Consider the following 17,920-nt stretch of genomic DNA (forward strand, 5'->3'; position numbering starts at 1 on the left):
CTCGGGGGAGGGGGCCGCCTCGGGGGAGGGGGCCGCGTCGGCCGCGCGCGGCCTCGGGTCGTCGCTGCGGTCCCGGCTGACGGGCCGCGGGCGTGGTGACGCGAGGGGGACGAGCACCACGGACGCCCCGGATGCGGCTGCCTCGGCACCGGCTCCTGCGGCTCCGGACGCCCCGGCCGCGGGCACCTCGGCACCGACCGCCCCGGCCCCGGATGCCCCGGGCACGGACGCCGCGGACTCGCGCTCCGGCACCGGCACCGGCTCCGGTGCGACTCCCCCCACCGGTGAGGGCCCCAGCAGCGCCCCCGCTCGGCCGGAGCCTTCGAACTCTCCGCGCCCGCCCACCGCTCCCCGCCCCCCGTCCACCGCTCCCCGCCCCCCGACCAGCCCCACCCCACCCCCCGGTCCCGACCCCGGCCCCGACCCGATCCTCCCCGTCCTCCCCGCGAAGGCCGTCGCCCCCCGTCCCGTCGTACGGCCCGCGGCCGCGCAGGACGAGGGCACCGGGCGGCCCTGCCCCGTGTGCGGGACGCCCAATCGGCCGGAGCGGAGGTTCTGCCGGCGGTGCGCCGCGGAGCTGAGGCCGGCGGAGAAGGCCGCGCCGTTGCCGTGGTGGCGGACGGTGTGGCCGTTCCGGCGTCGGGTGCGGGCGAGTTCGGGGCGGGGCCTGCGGCTCGTCGTGATCCTCGCCGTCGTGGTCGCGCTGTGCGCCGCCGGGCTCTTCCTGCTCCCCGCCGGACGCGCCCTGTTCGAGGACACCCGGGACAAACTGGGCAAGGCCACGCCCGTGACCCCGGTGGGCATCGAGGCGAGCGGCGCGCTCCCCGGGCACCCCGCGACGAACACCACGGACGGGCTGAACAACAAGTACTGGGGCGCCCCCGGGCCGGGCGCCTCGGTGACGTACACCTTCCGCAAGCCGTTCCGCCTCGTCGACCTGATCATCACCAACGGCGCGTCCACGTCTCCGGAGGCGTACGCCCGCCAGGCCCGCGCCCTCCAGGTGGACCTGGAGGTGACGACGGCGGACGGCACACGGCACGACAAGGAGCTCACCCTCAGCGACAAGCCGGGACCGCAGACGATCCAGACCGGGATCAGCGACGTGAAGACGGTGCGCCTGTCACTGCGCTCACCCGTCGACCTGTCCCAGGGACGTCATCTGGCCCTGGCGGAGGTGGAGTTCTTCCAACGGAGCTGAACCCGGCGCCGCCTTCGCCTGGACGGGTGCGGGACGGGGGCGTGCGCCCGCGACGAGGTATGGCTGTGTCATGAAGGCACTGGTGATCAACTGCACGCTCAAGAAGTCCCCCGAACCGTCCAACACCGCCGCACTGGCCCAGGTGGTCGGCGACTGGCTGGCGGAGAACGGCGGCGTCGAGGTGGAGTACGTCCGAGCCGTCGATCTCGACATCCACCCCGGCGTGGTGAGCGAAGCCGTCACCGCCGGCGACGACTGGCCCGCCGTGCACGCCAGGCTGCTGCAGGCGCAGATCCTCGTCATCGCCTCCCCGACCTGGCTCGGACGGCCGTCCTCGGTGGCCCAGCGGGTCCTGGAACGCATGGACGCCATGCCGTCCGAAACGGACGACGACGGCCGTCCCGTCGCCTACAACCGCGTCGCGGGAGTCGTCGTCACCGGCAACGAGGACGGCGCGCACCACGTGATCAGCGAGATCAACGGCGCCCTGTGCGACATCGGCTACACCGTCCCCGGCCAGTCCTGGACCTACTGGCACCTGGGTCCCGGCCCGGGCCCGGACTACCTCGACGACCGGAGCGGTCACGACTGGGCCCACAAGACGGGCCGCGCGATGGCCGCCAACCTGTACGGCACCGCACGCGCCCTGGCCGCGACCCCCCTGGGCGCTCCGCCCGAGTGACCACCGCCCCGCCGGCCCGGGAGGCGCGGGGCGCAGACGGCGGACGAGCACCCGCCGAGGCCGGGGAGAACGGTGGCACGCGCCGCGCGGACCACCCTGCTGTCGGGCGCGCCCCGAACGGCGGCGGCCAGAACGGAGCAGCGCCTCCGTTTTGAGCCCGGCCGGCGGGAAACCCCGAGGCAGTCACGTGAACCGGCCGACGCGGTCGGGGCGATCGACGGGCGGAACAGAGGGAGGGAACGGCGCGGTGACGATCGGCGATGCCGTGTTCGCATGGCTGGGGGTGGGCGCGCTGCTCGCGGCGGTGCTGCCGCGGGTGGTGGCGGGCCGGCCGTTGTCGCTGCCCCTCGTCTTCCTGGTGGGCGGTATCGGCGTGTACCTGCTGCCGTTGCCGCTGCCGGAGATCGACCCGGTGGACGACCGGCTGATGACGGAGCACCTCACGGAGATCTGCGTGATCACCGCCCTCATGGGCGCCGGCCTCGCCCTCAACCGGCCCGTCGGGTGGCGTCGGTGGGCGGCGACGTGGCGGCTCCTGGGCGTCACGATGCCGCTGACCGTCGTGTTCACCGCCCTCACGGCCTGGTGGCTGCTGGACTGGCCGCCCGCCGCCGCACTGCTGCTGGCCGCGGTCCTGGCGCCCACCGATCCGGTGCTCGCCTCGGAGGTGCGGGTGGGGGAGCCGACCGAGGACGAGCACGACGAGGACGAGGTGCGGTTCGCCCTGACCAGCGAGGCGGGTCTGAACGACGGTCTGGCGTTCCCCCTGACCTACGCGGCGGTCGCGCTGGTGGCCGCCGCCGGCGGCGACTGGTCGACGGAGTGGATCGGCGGGTGGGTGCTGAAGGACGTCGCCCTCAAGTGCGCGATCGGTCTGCTGAGCGGCTGGCTGGTCGGCCGGCTGCTGGGCTGGCTGTTCTTCCAGGTCCGCTCCCCGGTGCTGCGGTTGTCCGAACACCGGGAGGGATTCGTCGCCCTGGGCGCCACCTTCCTGGCCTACGGCGTGACCGAGCTGCTCCACGGCTACGGCTTCTTCGCCGTGTTCGTCACGGCCTGTTCGATCCGGGCGGCGGAACGCGCTCACGGCTTCCACAACGTCCTGCACGACTTCGTGGAACAAGTCGAGCGTCTGTTCACCGCCGTGCTGCTGTTCCTGCTCGGCGCCTTCGTCGCCCTGGGCGGTCTGGCCCCGCTGACGTGGCGGGGGCTCGTCGCCGGGCTGGTGCTGTTGTTCGTGATCCGGCCGCTGTCCGGGGGGATCGGGCTGCTCGGCTCACGCATGCGGCGCAGCGAGCGCTGGGTGGCCGCGGCCTACGGCATCCGGGGCATCGGCTCGCTCTACTACCTCGCCTACGCCCTCGGGCAGCACAGCTTCCCGGTACCGGCGCGGGAGCTGTGGGCGGTGGTGACGTTCACCGTGCTCGCCTCCGTCGTCCTGCACGGTGTCACGGCCGGGCCGGTCGTGGCGCGCCTGGACCGGCTGCGCGGGACCACGCCCCCACGCCCGTAGGGCCGACGCCGGCGGGGCCGGCCCACCGGGCGCGATCATGGGGAGGGGCCGGGCGGAGGAGGGGGTTCCGGGCCGTGCTACGCGTCGCGGGCGGTGCGGGAGCGGCGGTCGGCGCGGCGGCGCAGGCGCAGCGGCAGCGCGTACCAGCACAGGCCGAACCACAGCATGACCGTGCCGACGAGCACTTCGGCGAGGACGCCGGGGACCACGAACCGGAGGATCAGCAGGAGCGTGCAGCCGATGGTCAGGGCGAGGAGGACCATGCCGCACATCATCAGCCGGCCGGCGGCCTCCACGACCTCGTCCTTCATGCGCTGCCCGGACAGGAAGCGGTGGATGGAGACCGGCGCTATGAGTGATGCGGTGGCTGCCGCGCCGAGCACCACGGTGGTGACGTAGATGCCGCGGTCCAGCGTCTCCAGCTGCCTGAACGTGGGGGTGAAGGCGACGCTGAGCAGGAACCCGAAGAGGATCTGCACGCCCGTCTGGGTGACCCGGGTCTCCTGGAGTATCTCGTTCCAGCGGCGGTTGACCCGTTCACGCGGTGTCTCCGGTGCTTCGGCGCCGGATCCCGGGCCGTGCCCGTGGGCGTGTCCGCAGCAGGCGGCGTCCTCCCCCGTCTTTGCGGCCGGCGGCTCCGTCGTCGTCATGGCATCCTCCAAGTCCCAGGCGGACCGTTTGCCCGGCTCGGCGGCTTCCATGCAGGTCGTGTGACACGCGCGGGCGGCGCCGTCGCAACGGCGCCGCCCGGCCGCCACGGAGTGTCAGCCGGCCGTCGGCCGGTGCGCCGACGGGATGACCACGAGCCTCAGGTTCTCCTCGTCGTTGTGCCCGCTGATCGCGAACAGGCGGGTTCCGTCCGGTGTCCACGCGAGGCCACGGGGCCGCAGGTGGCCGGCGTCGAACCCGGTGGCGGGAGCGAGGGAGACCGTGCGGTAGGGGGAGTCGGCCCCGGCCCGGTACAGGTACACGTCCGGGTCGGGTTCGATGCTGTTCACCCCGGCTGCGACGTCGCCGCGCGAGGAGACCGCGACGGCGTCGGGATACGACGTGCTCGCGTACGTGTGCTCCTCGGCCAGGTCCGGGAGCCGGAACGAGGGGTGGTGGTAGGGCGCCCCGGACGCGGTCAGCAGTGTCCTGCCGTCCGGAGCGATGGCCAGGTCGCTGAAGTTGGAACTGCCGCCGGGCCCGCGCACCGTCGCCCGGAGGACGGGGTTCTCCCCGGAGACGTCGTACACCGAGAGCTGCCCGGGAGAGGTGTTCTGGTCTCCGGCGACGAGAGTTCCCGGTGCCGCGGGGGAGGTCGCCAGGAGCGGCGCACCGCTGAAGTCGCCCTCGGGGACGAGCCCCAGACGCACCTTCGGGGTGGAGGTGCCGAGGGCGAGCGAACCGATGCTCGCCTCCCACTGTTCTCCGTAGCCGAAGAACAGCGTTCGGCCGCTCAGCGCCACGTGGAACGGTGCGGTGCCGACGCCGGTGGCGTGGCGGGCTCGCTGCCGGGCGGTACCGGTGTCGATGACGCTGATGGCGTCGTCGAGGGCGAGCGGCGCGTAGAGCGTGCGGGAGTCGGCGGACAACTCCAGGTCGCACACTCCCGGCAGGTTCTCGATCGTGCGGAGCAGGCGGCCCTGGTAGTCGGCCACCAGGACACTGCCTGTGACGTAGTCGGAGACGAACACCCGCTCGTGGAGCGGATCCACTGCGAGATCGCAGTGGTACGCGATCGGCAGCGCGGTGCCCTCGTCCGTCGGTGCGGCCTGCGCCGCGGGCGCGGTGCCGAGCGACAATCCCAGCAGGGCCGCGAGCGTCAGCAGCAGGCGGGCGCGGGAGGTTCGTCTGTGCATCGGTGTCCCTTCGGATCAGGCAGGGTCACGGGTCAGGTGCCTGCCCGTGTCACGGTCCATGGCCGCCTCGGTGTACCCCCGTCCTGTCTCCGTACTCCCCGCGCGTTCTGATCACCACAAGAGGTACCGCCTGTTCCGCCTGACGTCCGGCGTCGCCGGAACGCGTGCGGCCCGCCCCTCGGAGACGACGACCGCCGGGTCCGCGGACTTTCCGGCGGCGGTGCGCCGTGACCGCGTTGTTGGTTAGGGTGGCGAGGGGCTACGACGGGGGGCTCGGTGACGGGGAGTTGGCACCGGCGGAAGCCGAAGGCCACGCCGACCGGCGTCGGACCGGACGCGGTGGCCGTGTGACCGGCCGGACGGGGGCCGTGGTGATGCCGCCGGCGCTGCGCGGACGGCTCGGGCCGATCGCCGGCCTCGCCGCGCTGGTGGTCGTCGTGCTCGGGGTCCGGTACGCCGGCGACGGCGGGCCCGGCAGGGTGGACGCGCGGATCCTGGCGGCGGTGGACGGGGCGGGGCCGCCGTGGCGGAACGTCGCCCTGGCCACGGACTTCCTGGGGGAGCCCGCGGGAGCGGCGGCGCTGGTCCTGGCCACCGTGGCGGGCTGCCTGCTGCTGCGGCGTCCTCGCGCGGCGGTGTTCGCCGTCGCCGGCACCGGCCTCGCCGTGGTGACGGCGACGCTGCTCAAGTCCCTGGTGGGACGCACCATCCACGGCGCCGGCAACCTGTCGTACCCGAGCGGGCACACCGCCTTCCTCACCGCGCTCGCCCTCGTGGTGGCGCTGCTCGTCACCGGCCGGCTCGGCCTCGGCAGGGCGGCCGGCACGTCACTCGTGCTCGCCGCGGCGCTGGTCGCCGGCGCCGCCATGGGCTGGGCGCAGGTCGCCCTGGGCGCGCACTACCCGACCGACGCCCTCGGCGGCTGGTGCACCGCGCTGGCGGTGGTGCCGGCGACCGCGTGGCTGGTCGACCGGACGGCCGGCCGGCTGGCCGCCCGGACGACCGCCCGGACGGCCGACGCCGGTCGGCGGGCGCGCCGCTGACGTCACGTCATATGACGTCTCGTCACGCCAGGCGGCGGAACACGGGCTTCACCGGTCGCCCGCCCAGCCAGGGGGTGGGGTCGCCGGCGTCCAGTGCCTTCCGGTACACCGCGCACGCCTGGGCCACCACGTCGACGGTGTGATCGATGTCGGCGTCGTCGAGCGCGCTGCTCACCACGAACGACGGGGCCAGCACCCCGCCCGCGAGGAGCCGGCGCAGGAACAGGGTGCGGTACTCCTGCGACGGCTGCCCGTTCCCGTCGAGGGTGGCGAAGACCAGGTTGCTGGCCCGGCCCCGGACGACGACGTGGTCGCCGACGCCCATCGCGGCCGCGGCGTCGCGGACACCGGCGGCCAGCTTCCCGCCGAGGGCGTGCAGCCGCGCGGTGACGCCCTCCTCGGTGTAGGTGGCCTGCACGGCCATCGCGGCGGCCAGCGCGTGCGTCTCCGCACCGTGCGTGGTGGACAGCAGGAACACCCGGTCGCCGGAGTGACGCAGCCCGCCCCGCTCCATCAGGTCGCGGCGCCCGGCCAGCGCGGAGACGGCGAACCCGTTGCCCAGCGCCTTGCCGAACGTGGAGAGGTCGGGGACGACTCCGTACAGGCCCTGGGCGCCCGCCTCGGACCAGCGGAAGCCGGTGATCATCTCGTCGAAGACGAGCACGCAGCCGTGCCGGTCGGCCAGCTCGCGGAGTCCCTTGAGGTACCCGGGCGGCGGCTCGGTGTGGGTGGCGGGCTCGAGGATCAGACAGGCGACCTCGCCCTCGTACCGGGTGAGCAGCTCCTCCGCGGCGGCCAGGTCGCCGTAGGGGAACGCCACGGTGAGCTCGGTGGTCTCCGCCGGGATGCCGGCGGACATCGGCGTGGTGCCGATGAACCAGTCGTCGACGGAGAAGAACGGGTGGTCGGCGCAGAGGGCCACCCGCGGGCGCCCGGTGGCGGCGCGGGCGAGGCGCACCGCGGCGGTGGTGGCGTCGGAGCCGTTCTTCGCGAACTTCACCATCTCGGCGGTCGGCACCGTGGCCAGGAAGCGTTCCGCGGCCTCGACCTCCACGACGGACGGCCGGACGAAGTTGCTGCCGCGGTCGAGTTCCCGCCGCACCGCCTCGACCACGCGCGGGTGGGCGTGGCCGAGGCTGACCGACCGCAGGCCGGAGCCGTACTCGACGTAGCGGTTGCCGTCGACGTCCCAGACGTGGGCGCCGCGGCCGTGGCTGATGACGGGGGCCAGGCCCTCGGGGTACTGGTCGTCGCCCTTGGCGTAGGTGTGCGCGCCCCCGGGGACCAGGGCGTGCAGCCGCTCGTTCGCCTCCCGCGAGCGGGGCAGTTCGAACTCTTCGGTGGTCACTGCGGCCTCACTTCTCCAGGTGCTTCAGGACCTCGGCGAGGCTCGGCGCCTCCCGGTCCCGCCGGGACATCGAGGTGACCGGCAGCGGCCAGGGGACGGCGAGCTCCGGGTCGTCGTAGCGAATCGTCACGTCCTCGGCCGGGTCGTGCGGGCGGTCGATCCGGTACGAGGTGTCGGCGGTCCCGGTCAGCGCCTGGAAGCCGTGCGCGCACCCCGCCGGGACGTACAGGGTCGCCTGCGTCTCGCCGGACAGCTCGAAGGAGGCCAGGCCCAGGTACGTCGGCGAGTCCGGCCGCAGGTCCACGACGACGTCGAAGATCCTCCCGTACGAGCACCGCACCAGCTTGGCCTCGCCGGCGCCGGAGCGCAGGTGCAGCCCGCGCAGCACGCCCCGGACCGAGCGGGACAGGCTGTCCTGGACGAAGGCGTCCGGGTCGAGGCCCACGGAGCGCACGACCTCGGCGTCGAAGGTGCGGCAGAAGAAGCCGCGCTCGTCGGCGTACGGCGTCGGCTCGAACAGGTACGCGCCGGCGATCGCCGGGACTTCGGTCGCCTTCAAGGTGTCTCCCGTACGGCGTGGGTGCGGTCGGTCGCCGGGAACAGGGCCGCCGTCAACGCGGTGAACTGGCGGTCGAGTTGCTCGGTGGTGACGCGGTTGCGCTCGGTCAGGGTCCGCCGCAGCCCGGCGGACCGCTCCTCCAGCGCCCGGAACTGCTCCAGCAACCGGTCGGCGTCGACCTCGCGCGCCGGGTGGCAGTACGCGGCCAGCCCCATCCGCGCCATGAGCGCGTCGCTCTTCGCGGCGTAGCTGAGCGCGAGCGTGGGCGTGCCGGCCTTCAGCGCGCAGACCAGGTTGTGGTACCGGGTCGCCACCACGGTGTCGGCGGCCGCCGTCTCCTTCATCAGGTCGGCCAGCGAGGCCGCCTCGGCGGCGGTGACCAGCGGCGAGTCCACCGCGTCGAGGATCGCGTCGGCCACCGGCGCGTCGCAGGCGTCGCCGGTGAGCAGCCGGACCGGCCTGCCGTCGTCGACCAGCGCGCGGACGAACCGGGTCGTCCCGTCGAGGTAGCGGCGGTGGATCTCCTCGGCCCGGGCGCGGTCGTCGTCGCCGCCGTGGAAGTCCATGACGCCGACGCAGACCAGGCCGGGCGGGCCCGGGGGCGCGCCCGCCGGCGGCGCCGGCAGGGCGAACGCGAGGTCCGGGTGGACCTCGTCGCGCGCGGTGTCCACGCCCATCGCCCGCATCGCGTCGCGGGACAGGTCGTCCCGGTACGACCGGTGGGCGGCCAGCCGCGCCGACCAGCGCACCAGGGTCCGGGTCGGCCGGCTGCCGATCGCGGCGGCGCCGACGCCGACCAGCGCCACCTTGGTGCCGAGCAGCCTGCCGCTCGCGCAGAGCAGGAACAGCGCGTACGGGAAGCCCCACGGCCGCAGCGGCAGCGTGGCCTCCAGGACGCCCATGCCCGGCACGATCACCACGTCGTGCCGGCGCACCCAGGCGGCGGTGCGGAAGACGTCGACGAGTTTGCCCAGCCCCTTCCCCGCGATCGCGCCCGCCCGCGACGCGGTCCGGTACTCCCCGCGGTACCAGTGCAGCCGCGTCGCGGGGATCCCGTACCGGGCCGTGACGACCTCGGGCCCGCCGCACAGCGCGTCCACGACCGCCTCCGGGTGCGCGGTGCGGAGGTAGCCGAGGACGGCCTCGAGCGACCCGTCGTTGCCGAGGTTGCCGGAGCCGAGCAGGCCGAACACCCCGACGCGGGCAGCGGTCACGGCCGCCTCCCCTCACGGCCGGCGACGAGGGCGTCGACGGAGACGGTGAGCTCGGCCGGGTCGACCGGTGCGCGGTCCTCGACCCGCTCGCCGGCGCCCGGCCGGGCCCGGCTGGTCATCCACGCGGCCAGGTGGCGGTAGCACGCGCGCCGGTCGGCCGAGGACAACGGCGCCCGCCGGATCGCCGAGACGAAGCCCCAGACGTACTCGGCGAGCAGCCGGGGCGTCGGGTGCAGCAGGCCGGCCCGGCGCGGGTCGAGGTTGACGCACCGGGAGCGCTTGGACGGGTTCGCCCGCTCGGCGCGGGTGGGGTGGTCGCGGCGGAAGTACAGCAGCTCCGGCACCTGGTGGAAGGGCCCGTGCAGGCCGATCTCGGCGACGAACGTGCGGTCCGCGTGGTGGTAGCTGTCGTGCGGCTTCACCCGGCGCAGCACGTCGGCCCGCATCACCCCGTAGAAGTCGTCGCCGCCGGGCTCGAACAGCATGCTGCGGAAGCGCTCCGGCGCGTGCGGCGAGGCGGTGGCGAGCGTGTACGCGTACGGCACCTTCACCTTCCCGTCCTCGTCGATGACCGCCTGGTCGGCGTGCGCGAGGATCACGTCGGGCCGCTCGTCCAGCGCCTGAACGCAGCGCCGCAGCAGGTCCCGGGCGTACAGGTCGTCGTGCGAGGCCCACTTGAACAGCTCGCCGCGGCACTGGGTGAACACGTGGTTGTGGTTCGGCGCGGCGCCGATGTTCCGGGGCAGCCGGATGTACCGGATGCGGGAGTCCCGGGCCGCGTACGTGCGGCAGATGTCCTGGGTCCCGTCCGTCGAGGCGTTGTCGGAGACGACCAGCTCGAAGTCCTCGTAGGTCTGGCCGAGCAGGGCGTCGAGCGACTCGGCCAGGTACTCCTCGCCGTTGTACACGGGCAGGCCGATGCTCAGCCGGGGATGGGCGGTCATGACGTCCTCACTTCGCGGATGGTGTTCTGGTGGTGCTCGCGCAGGGCGGACCGCAGGTGCAGCCACCACACGGCCGAGCTGCCGACGGTCGCGGCGGCGACGCCCCAGGCCGAGCCGGCCGTGCCGGCCACGGCCGCGCCGCCGAGCCCGCCGGTGACGTAACAGGCGGAGGCGAACAGCTGGCTGCGCAGGCTGCGCCGGGCCGCGCCGAGCGCGCGCAGCCCGGCCGCCGCGCCGGTGCCGAGTCCCGCGCCCGCGACGCCGAGCGTGACCGGCACGACGAGCTCCGCGGCAGAGCTCCAGACGCCGCCGAGCACGAGCTCGCCGAGCCGGTCCGGCACCAGCAGCAGGGCCCCGCCCCAGAGCAGCGCGGCGGCGGCCTGCCCGCCGCCGAGCAGGAGGCAGAACCCGCCGAGCCGCTGCGGGGCCCGCCGCACCACCCGCGCCGCCTCCGCGACGGTGACCAGCGAAAGCCCCATCAGCAGCGCGAGGAACGGGCCGAGCAGCAGCTCGGCGCCCCGGATCACGCCCACCGCGCCGACCCCGACGATCGCGCCGAGCCCGTACGCCCGCAGCTGGCTCGCGCCGCTGTTGCTGACGTTCTCGACCAGGTACCGGTAGCCGAGATCGCGGTGCGTGCGGAGCCACTCGCGCGCACCGGCCGGCCGGGGCCGGATCCCGGACTGGACGCAGCCGTACACCGCGGCCACCGCGGCGGACCCGCCCCAGGCGAGCACGAAGGCGGCCACGCTGCCCACGCGGGCCGCCACCACCATGGCCGGGACGAGCGCGACGCCCCACACGAGGTCGTTGACGAACGCCTTCCGCCCGGTGCCGGCGGCGAAGAACGCGAACCGCCACGCGTCCTGCAGCAGCAGCCCCGGCAGGACGACGCCGAGGCAGGCGAACGCGGACCCCACGCGGCCGCCGAGAGCGAGCCCGGTCACCAAGGACGCCGCGCCGAGGGCGGCGCCGGCGCCGAGCGCGGTGCCCGACGACCGGGCCACCGCCCCGCGCCAGGACGCGTCCGGCGCTCCGCTGAAGCGCACCACGAGCGGGTCGGTGGCCAGCCCGCGGGAGACGTTGAGCACCACGCCGTAGGTCACCCAGGCGAGGCTGAACACGCCGAACGCGGTCACCCCCAGCGAGCGGGCCACGTAGACGCCCACCGCGAAGTTGGTCATGCTGGAGGCCGCCTGGTCGGCCAGCCCCCAGGACAGCCGGCCGACGACGGCCCGCCGGGCGGACCGCCGGGCGTCCGTGCCCGGGGCCGCCGGTGCCGTCGTCCTCTCCCCCTCCCCGGTCATCGGCGTCATGCCTTGACCAGCCCGGCGCCGTGCAGGGCGCCGGCCGCGGCGGCGACGGTGTCGAACGGCAGCCCGGAGCGTTCGGCGACGTCCAGCAGACCGTGCTCGCCGTCGGAGAGGCTGAGCACCCAGAGCATGGCCATCTGGGCCTGCTGGGTGTCGCTGCGGCCGCCGAGCGCGTCGTACAGCCCGCGCCGGCCCAGCTGCGGTTCGCCGTAGGGGCTGAGGTTGACGTACCGCCGGTTGCGGTCCAGCACGGAGAAGGCCTCGCGGCAGACGGCGAGCGTGTCCGCCATCGCCTCGGGGGAGACGAGGTCCAGGTCGTCCGCCGAGGTGTGGTACTCGGGGTAACCGGCGTACGGGGTCCGGCTGAGCGAGCCCACGCCGAGGTCGAACCCGGGCGAGCAGTACTGCCGCTCGTCGTAGCCGTACGGGGTGAACTCCTTGACCCGGTGCGGGCGTTCGGAGACGCGAAGGACGTGCGCCATCACCCGGTCGATCTCCGCGTCGCCGCGCCTGCTCCGCTTGTACGTCAGCCGGCCCGGGTCGCCGGCGCAGGCCAGCACCAGCCCGTGCTTGACCCGTTCCACCCGCTCCCTGTTGCGGGCCAGCCAGGTGATCGCCCCGATGGTGCCGGGGGCGAAGACGAACCGGTAGGTGTAGTGGGGACTCTGCTCCGCCAGCGCCCGCGCCAGGAAGACCGCCACCGCGATGCCGGCCAGGTTGTCGTTGGCCAGCGACGGGTGGCAGACGTGACAGGAGACGATCACCTCGTCGGCGACCTGCCCGGGGACCACGTGCTCGGCGTAGGTGAGGTGGCCGTCGGCGAGGGTGGAGTCGATACGCACCTCGTACTCGCCGTCCGGCAGCGCGTCCAGGGTCTCCTGGGCCAGGCAGAACCCCCATTCCGGCCGGTAGTAGCTGGTGCGGTACGGCACCCAGGACGGGTGCTCCGGCAGGGTGTGCAGGTGTCCGCGCAGCTCGGCCAGCGGCATGGTCGCCGACACCGGCACGCTGTAGCCGAGCACGTGCAGGCTGGACGCGGCGAAGTCGACGACCCTCTTGCCGGTGGAGTCGGCGATGTACGCGTCCCGGATGTTCCACTCCTGCGGCACCGTCCAGTCGAGCACCTGGGTCCCGGTCGGCACCTCGTGCACCTGGAGCGGGACGTACTCGCCGACGATGTCCAGGGTGGCGCGCACGCCGTCGCCGGTGATGCTCCGGCACAGCGGGTACAGCCGCTCCACCAGCGCGTACATCTCCTCCCCGACCTCGGTCACCGGCGCCACCGCAGGGTGTCGTCGACGGCGCCGGCCCCGGACGCCGCGCGCAGCACGGCGAGGCGGGTGAAGCGCCGCTCGAAGTCCTCCTGGGTCAGCCCGTGCGCGCGGTAGGCGTCGGCGAGTTCGAGCGCGCCCCGCTGCACCGTCCACGCGCAGTCGAAGCCGGGGATCGCGGCGCGGAACCGGGAGAAGTCCACCCGGTACGACCGCGGGTCGGCGCCGGTCTCCCCGGTGATCACCACCTTGGAGCCGGACACCGCCTCGGCGACCTGCCCGGCGATCTCGGCGACCGTGACGTTGTTGGTCTCGCTGCCGATGTTGAACGCCCGGTCGTGCACCGCGTCCCGCGGCGCGGTCAGCGCGGCCGTGAAGGCGCGGGCGATGTCGGCGGCGTGCACCAGCGGGCGCCAGGGGGTGCCGTCGGAGAGCACCAGGACCTCGCCGGTCAGCAGCGCGTGGCCCACGAGGTTGTTCAGCACGATGTCGGCGCGCAGCCGGGGCGAGAAGCCGAAGGCGGTGGCGTTGCGCATGCAGACCGGGGTGAAGTCGCCGTCGGCCAGCGCGTGCAGGTCGTCCTCCACCCGCACCTTGGACTCCGCGTACGGCGTCACCGGGCGCAGCGGGGCGTCCTCGGTCACCAGGTCGTCGCCGCCGGCGGCGCCGTAGACCGAGCAGGTCGACGCGTACAGGAAGCGCCGCACCCCGGCGTCGCGGGCCAGCCGGGCCAGGCGCACGGACGCGTGGTGGTTGATGTCGTAGGTGAGCTCCGGCGCCAGCGATCCCAGCGGGTCGTTGGAGAGCGCGGCCAGGTGGATCACGGCGTCCACCCCGGCCACGTGCTCGGCCGTGACGTCGCGCAGGTCCACCCGGTGCCCCGGCGGGTCCGCGGGCGCCGGGCCCAGCACGCAGTCGGCGAACAGGCCGGAGTCGAGGCCGACGACCTCGTGCCCGGCGGCCGCGAGCACCGGGGCCATCACGGTGCCCAGGTAGCCCTGGTGTCCGGTCAGCAGTACGCGCACAGGTCAATCCCCCAGGTTCAGAGTGAGTTTGGTGACGGCGAACGCCTCGGCGTAGCGCGTGTGGCATTCGATGCCGCGGATCCGTGCGAGACCGAGGAAGGCCTCCCGGTCGTACCAGGGCCGGTGCCGCTGCGAGGGGTAGTGCTCCTGCAGCAGCCGCACCTTCCGCTCGGCGATCTCCGGTGACAGCGGCTGGTACGCCGCCATGCGGCCGAGATCGCCGTCCCACTTGACGATCTCGTAGCCGAGCACGAGGTGGTCGCGGAACGCGGTGGGCACCAGCTTCGCCAGGCCGCGGTGGTCCTGGTGCGCGTCGTCGGTGCGCGGGGCCAGGACCAGGTCCGGGTCGGTCCGCCCGCGCAGTTCCTCGACCGCGGCCTTGGCCTCGTCCCAGTGCACGGGCAGCCGGCCGTCCGGCAGCTTGTGCACGGTCAGCCGCAGGTCGGCGCCCGGGCAGAAGGCGGCGAGCGCGGCCTGCTCCTCCTGCTCCCGCTCGCCGCCGCCGCCGGAGAGCACCAGCGCGTCGACGCGCAGACCCGGCCGCGCGAGGCACAGCGTCAGCAGCGTGCCGCCGGCGCCGATGGCGATGTCGTCGCAGTGCGCGCCCACCGCGACGATCCGGTCCAGGCGCCCGGCGCCGAGCCGGATCACGCGGTCCTCACCGCGGCGCCGGCCTCCGCGCCGTCCCGTTCCCACACGGCCCACGGGCGGTCGCCCCGGGCGTAGGCGGCGTCGAGCGCGGCCCGCTCCTTGACGGTGTCGGTCGGCTTCCAGAAGCCGCGGTGCCGGTGCGCCACCAGCCGGCCCTGCTTGGCCAGCCGGGCGCATCCGTCGGCGACCAGGTCCCCGCCCTCCGGGATGTGGTCGAAGACCTCCTGGCGGAGCACGAAGTAGCCGCCGTTCTCCCACAGCGGCAGTTCGCTCACCGGGGTGATGCCCCCGACCAGGCCGTCCTCGCCCAGGTCCACGCAGTGGAACGAGGACTGCGGCGGCACCACCATCATCGACGCACCGGCGTCGCGCCGGGCGAACCGGTCGATCATCTCCGGCAGCGGGGCGTCGGTGAGCACGTCGGCGTAGTTGGCGAGGAACATCTCGTCGCCGTCCAGGTGGTGCCGCACCCGGCGCAGCCGCTCCCCGATCGGCGACTCGATGCCGGTCTGCGCGAACGTGATCGTCCAGTCCGAGATGTCGGTGGACAGCAGCTCGGTCCGCCCGCCGCGCAGCACGAAGTCGTTGGACGTCGTCTCCTCGTAGGTGAGGAAGAAGTCCTTGATGTGGTGGGCCCCGTACCCGAGGCACAGGATGAACTCCGTGTGCCCGAAGTGCGCGTAGTAGCGCATGACGTGCCAGATCAGCGGTCGCGGGCCGACCATCGCCATCGGCTTGGGCACGTCGTCGGAGGACCCGTTGCGCATCCGCATCCCGTAACCGCCGCAGAACAGGACGACCTTCATCGCGTGACCTCGACAATGCTCAGTTCCGGGATGGGGAAGACCAGCCGGCCGCCCCACTCGTGCACGAAGGACAGCTGCTCGACCAGTTCGGCCCGCAGGTTCCACGGCAGGACGAGGACGTAGTCCGGCCGGTCGGCGGCCATCCGCTCGGGCGGCAGGACCGGGATGCGGGTGCCGGGGGTGAACCTGCCGTGCTTGTAGGGGTTGCGGTCGACCGTGTACGGGAGCAGGTCCGGCCGGACGCCGCAGTGGTTCAGCAGGGTGTTGCCCTTGCCCGGGGCGCCGTAGCCGACGACCGTCTCGCCGCGCTCGGCCGCCTCGATGAGGAACTTCAGCAGGTCCCGGCGCACCTTGGCCACCCGGGCGGAGAACTCGGCGTACCCGGACAGCTCCTGCAGCCCGGCGGCCTTCTCCCGGGCCAGCACGTCGGCCACCCGCTGCGTCGGCTCGCCGGCCGCCTCGGCGGGCCGGGCCCACAGCCGGACGGACCCGCCGTGCGTGGGCAGCAGCTCGACGTCCACGAGCGCGAGTCCGCCGCTGGCCAGCGCCCGGATCGCGGACGCGACCGTGTAGTACTGGAAGTGCTCGTGGTAGATCGTGTCGTACTGGTTCTCCTCGATCAGGGTCAGCAGGTGCTGCACCTCGATCGAGACCCAGCCGTCGTCGGCGACCAGGGCGCGCAGCCCCCGGGTGAACCCGACCACGTCGGGGATGTGCGCGTACACGTTGTTGGCCACGACCAGGTCCGCCGGGCCGTGCTCGGCGCGGACGGCGGCGCCGGTGTCCGGGTCCAGGAACGCCGTGAGCGTGGGCACGCCCGCGTCCCGCGCCGCGGCGCCGACGTTCACCGAGGGCTCGACGCCCAGGCAGCGGATCCCGCGGTCCACCACGTGCTTCAGCAGGTACCCGTCGTTGCTCGCGACCTCGACCACGAAGGCGTCGGCGCCGAGACCCAGCCGCGTCGCGGCGCCGTCGACGAACGTGCGCGCGTGCTCCACCCAGGACGTCGAGTAGGAGGAGAAGTACGCGTACTCGCTGAACGTGTCCTCCGGCGTGATCAGCGGAGGGATCTGCGCGAGCCAGCAGTCGGTGCAGACCCGCAGGTGCAGCGGGTACGCCGGCTCCGGCCGGTCCAGTTGGTCCGCGGCGAGAAAGCTCTCACACGGCGGCGTCGCCCCGAGATCGACGACGCTCGCCATCGCTTCCGAGCCGCAGAGTCGGCATCGTGTCATCTACTGTCCCCATCCCCCTGTTCGCGCGGGTGTCCCCGCCGCGAGCCAGTGCTGGTTTCCCCTACGGGCGGCGGGCCGTCCCCGCCGCCGGACCGACCCGCGATCGCGGTGCGGTACCCCTCCAGCAGGCGCTCCAGCCCGACGGCCGGGCTGAAGCCCTGTTCGTAACGGCGCCGGGCCGCCCGTCCCATCTCCCGGCCCAGGTCCGGCCCGGCCGTGATCCGGCGCAGGCAGGACGCGAGCGAGGCGGGATCGCCCGGCCGGTGCAGCAGCCCGGTCACCCCGTCCTCGACGAGCTCGACGAACGCGCCGTGACCGGCGGCGACGGCCGGGACCCCCGCCGCCATCGCCTCGGCGACCACCAGGCCGAACGTCTCCATGGCCATCGAGGGAGCCACCACGGCGACCGACCGCGCGACGGCCTGCCGGCACTGAGCCGCGTCGTACAGGCCGACGTACCGCACGTCGTCCCGGCCCGCCGCCCAGGCGGTCACCTCGTGCTCCAGCGGTCCCGCGCCGGCGATCACGAGCGGCACGCCCGCACCGCCGTCCGCGGCGATCTCGTCCCACGCGGCCATGAGCAGCCGCACGCCCTTGGCCTCCGCGAGCCGGCCGAGGAAGAGCAGGTGCTCGCCGGCGCCCGCTCGGCAGGCGCCCGGGTCGGGCACGAAGTTGTGCTTCACCGCCAGCCGCTCGGCCGGCATGCCGGACCGCACCAGGACGTCGCGCTGCGCCGCGGAGATGCAGAAGAACCGCTCCACGCCGGACCACCACCGCCGCCGGTTGACCGACAGGCTGACCGCGAGCGGCACCGTCGCCAGCCGGGAGTCGCGGTAGCAGCCGTGCCGGACGGCGGGCAGCGACGCCGCCGACCCGACGCACTCGGTGCACAGCCGGCCGTTCCGGTGCAGCGTGCCGGGCGGGCAGACCTGGGTGTAGTTGTGCAGCGTGGCGACGGCGGGCACCCCGGCGTCGGCGCAGGCGGCCAGTACCGCGGGCGACAGGAGCGGGAAGACGTTGTGGACGTGCACCACGTCCGGCCGCTCGGCGCGGAGCCGGGCGGCGAGCTCCGCGCGGACCGCCGGGTTCCACGGCACCAGCAGCGGCACCGCGGCCTTGCCCAGCAGGGACCGGGCGGCGATGTCGTCGCTGCGCCGCTCGAACACCTCGACCCGGTGGCCGGCCGCGCGCAGCAGCCCCACCTCCTGGTCGACGACCCTGTTCTCCCCGCTCGGCTGCGCCGAGGAGTAGCGGTTGTGCACCACGAGGACGTGCAT

Annotated in this window: 17 protein-coding genes; 4 read left to right on the forward strand and 13 right to left on the reverse strand. The window is 74.2% G+C overall.

The features are described 5' to 3' along the window. The first annotated feature begins 604 nt into the window (after positions 1 to 604). From ACH4F6_RS16670 to ACH4F6_RS16680, 3 genes are all read left to right on the forward strand, one after another. Positions 605 to 1,201, forward strand: a complete 597-nt coding sequence (locus ACH4F6_RS16670; protein WP_397960879.1) for an NADase-type glycan-binding domain-containing protein — start codon at positions 605 to 607, stop codon at positions 1,199 to 1,201. Positions 1,202 to 1,271: 70 nt separating this feature from the next. After that, positions 1,272 to 1,883: a flavodoxin family protein gene (locus ACH4F6_RS16675; protein WP_397960880.1), complete on the forward strand. Its 612-nt coding sequence runs from the start codon at positions 1,272 to 1,274 to the stop codon at positions 1,881 to 1,883. A gap of 247 nt (positions 1,884 to 2,130) precedes the next feature. Next, positions 2,131 to 3,393, forward strand: coding sequence for a cation:proton antiporter (locus ACH4F6_RS16680; RefSeq protein WP_397960881.1), 1,263 nt, complete (start codon positions 2,131 to 2,133; stop codon positions 3,391 to 3,393). Between the two features lie 77 nt (positions 3,394 to 3,470). Here the strand turns inward: ACH4F6_RS16680 and ACH4F6_RS16685 are convergent, their stop codons facing one another. Both ACH4F6_RS16685 and ACH4F6_RS16690 read right to left on the reverse strand, forming a co-directional pair. Further along, positions 3,471 to 4,043, reverse strand: coding sequence for a DUF6328 family protein (locus ACH4F6_RS16685; RefSeq protein WP_397960882.1), 573 nt, complete (start codon positions 4,041 to 4,043; stop codon positions 3,471 to 3,473). A gap of 114 nt (positions 4,044 to 4,157) precedes the next feature. Beyond that, a complete protein-coding gene (locus ACH4F6_RS16690) occupies positions 4,158 to 5,237 on the reverse strand; it encodes a hypothetical protein (protein ID WP_397960883.1) in 1,080 nt (359 codons plus the stop codon). A gap of 374 nt (positions 5,238 to 5,611) precedes the next feature. Here ACH4F6_RS16690 and ACH4F6_RS16695 point away from each other — a divergent pair, with 374 nt between their 5' ends. Beyond that, positions 5,612 to 6,280, forward strand: a complete 669-nt coding sequence (locus ACH4F6_RS16695) for a phosphatase PAP2 family protein (protein ID WP_397961130.1) — start codon at positions 5,612 to 5,614, stop codon at positions 6,278 to 6,280. A 22-nt stretch (positions 6,281 to 6,302) separates the two neighbouring features. Here ACH4F6_RS16695 and ACH4F6_RS16700 read toward each other — a convergent pair whose 3' ends face one another. Genes ACH4F6_RS16700 through ACH4F6_RS16750 form a run of 11 tightly spaced genes read right to left on the reverse strand, consistent with a single transcriptional unit; the run spans position 6,303 to position 17,920 of the window. Further along, positions 6,303 to 7,628: a glutamate-1-semialdehyde 2,1-aminomutase gene (locus ACH4F6_RS16700; RefSeq protein WP_397960884.1), complete on the reverse strand. Its 1,326-nt coding sequence runs from the start codon at positions 7,626 to 7,628 to the stop codon at positions 6,303 to 6,305. A gap of 7 nt (positions 7,629 to 7,635) precedes the next feature. After that, the gene (locus ACH4F6_RS16705) at positions 7,636 to 8,187 is read right to left on the reverse strand and encodes a dTDP-4-dehydrorhamnose 3,5-epimerase family protein (RefSeq protein ID WP_397960885.1); all 552 of its coding nucleotides are present in this window, start codon (positions 8,185 to 8,187) and stop codon (positions 7,636 to 7,638) included. Continuing rightward, the gene (locus ACH4F6_RS16710) at positions 8,184 to 9,401 is read right to left on the reverse strand and encodes a polysaccharide pyruvyl transferase family protein (RefSeq protein WP_397960886.1); all 1,218 of its coding nucleotides are present in this window, start codon (positions 9,399 to 9,401) and stop codon (positions 8,184 to 8,186) included. The genes ACH4F6_RS16705 and ACH4F6_RS16710 overlap by 4 nt, the downstream gene beginning before the upstream one ends. Continuing rightward, positions 9,398 to 10,345: a glycosyltransferase family 2 protein gene (locus tag ACH4F6_RS16715; RefSeq protein WP_397960887.1), complete on the reverse strand. Its 948-nt coding sequence runs from the start codon at positions 10,343 to 10,345 to the stop codon at positions 9,398 to 9,400. Before ACH4F6_RS16715 ends, ACH4F6_RS16710 begins: the two co-directional genes overlap by 4 nt. Further along, a complete protein-coding gene (locus ACH4F6_RS16720; protein ID WP_397961131.1) occupies positions 10,342 to 11,652 on the reverse strand; it encodes a hypothetical protein in 1,311 nt (436 codons plus the stop codon). The genes ACH4F6_RS16715 and ACH4F6_RS16720 overlap by 4 nt, the downstream gene beginning before the upstream one ends. A 5-nt stretch (positions 11,653 to 11,657) precedes the next feature. Then, positions 11,658 to 12,941: a DUF4910 domain-containing protein gene (locus tag ACH4F6_RS16725; RefSeq protein WP_397960888.1), complete on the reverse strand. Its 1,284-nt coding sequence runs from the start codon at positions 12,939 to 12,941 to the stop codon at positions 11,658 to 11,660. Beyond that, positions 12,929 to 13,954, reverse strand: a complete 1,026-nt coding sequence (locus ACH4F6_RS16730) for an NAD-dependent epimerase/dehydratase family protein (RefSeq protein ID WP_397960889.1) — start codon at positions 13,952 to 13,954, stop codon at positions 12,929 to 12,931. The genes ACH4F6_RS16725 and ACH4F6_RS16730 overlap by 13 nt, the downstream gene beginning before the upstream one ends. A 3-nt stretch (positions 13,955 to 13,957) precedes the next feature. Further along, on the reverse strand, positions 13,958 to 14,605 hold the full coding sequence (locus ACH4F6_RS16735; RefSeq protein WP_397960890.1) for a PIG-L deacetylase family protein: 648 nt from the start codon (positions 14,603 to 14,605) through the stop codon (positions 13,958 to 13,960). Further along, the gene (locus ACH4F6_RS16740; RefSeq protein WP_397960891.1) at positions 14,602 to 15,411 is read right to left on the reverse strand and encodes a glucose-1-phosphate cytidylyltransferase; all 810 of its coding nucleotides are present in this window, start codon (positions 15,409 to 15,411) and stop codon (positions 14,602 to 14,604) included. The genes ACH4F6_RS16735 and ACH4F6_RS16740 overlap by 4 nt, the downstream gene beginning before the upstream one ends. Then, positions 15,408 to 16,643 (reverse strand): class I SAM-dependent methyltransferase, encoded by a 1,236-nt coding sequence (locus ACH4F6_RS16745; RefSeq protein WP_397960892.1) that lies wholly within the window; start codon positions 16,641 to 16,643, stop codon positions 15,408 to 15,410. The genes ACH4F6_RS16740 and ACH4F6_RS16745 overlap by 4 nt, the downstream gene beginning before the upstream one ends. Continuing rightward, entirely contained in the window at positions 16,640 to 17,920 is a 1,281-nt protein-coding gene (locus tag ACH4F6_RS16750; protein WP_397960893.1) for a glycosyltransferase, read from the reverse strand. The genes ACH4F6_RS16745 and ACH4F6_RS16750 overlap by 4 nt, the downstream gene beginning before the upstream one ends.

Source organism: Streptomyces sp. NPDC017936 (assembly GCF_044328485.1).
Classification (GTDB): Bacteria; Actinomycetota; Actinomycetes; order Streptomycetales; family Streptomycetaceae; genus Streptomyces.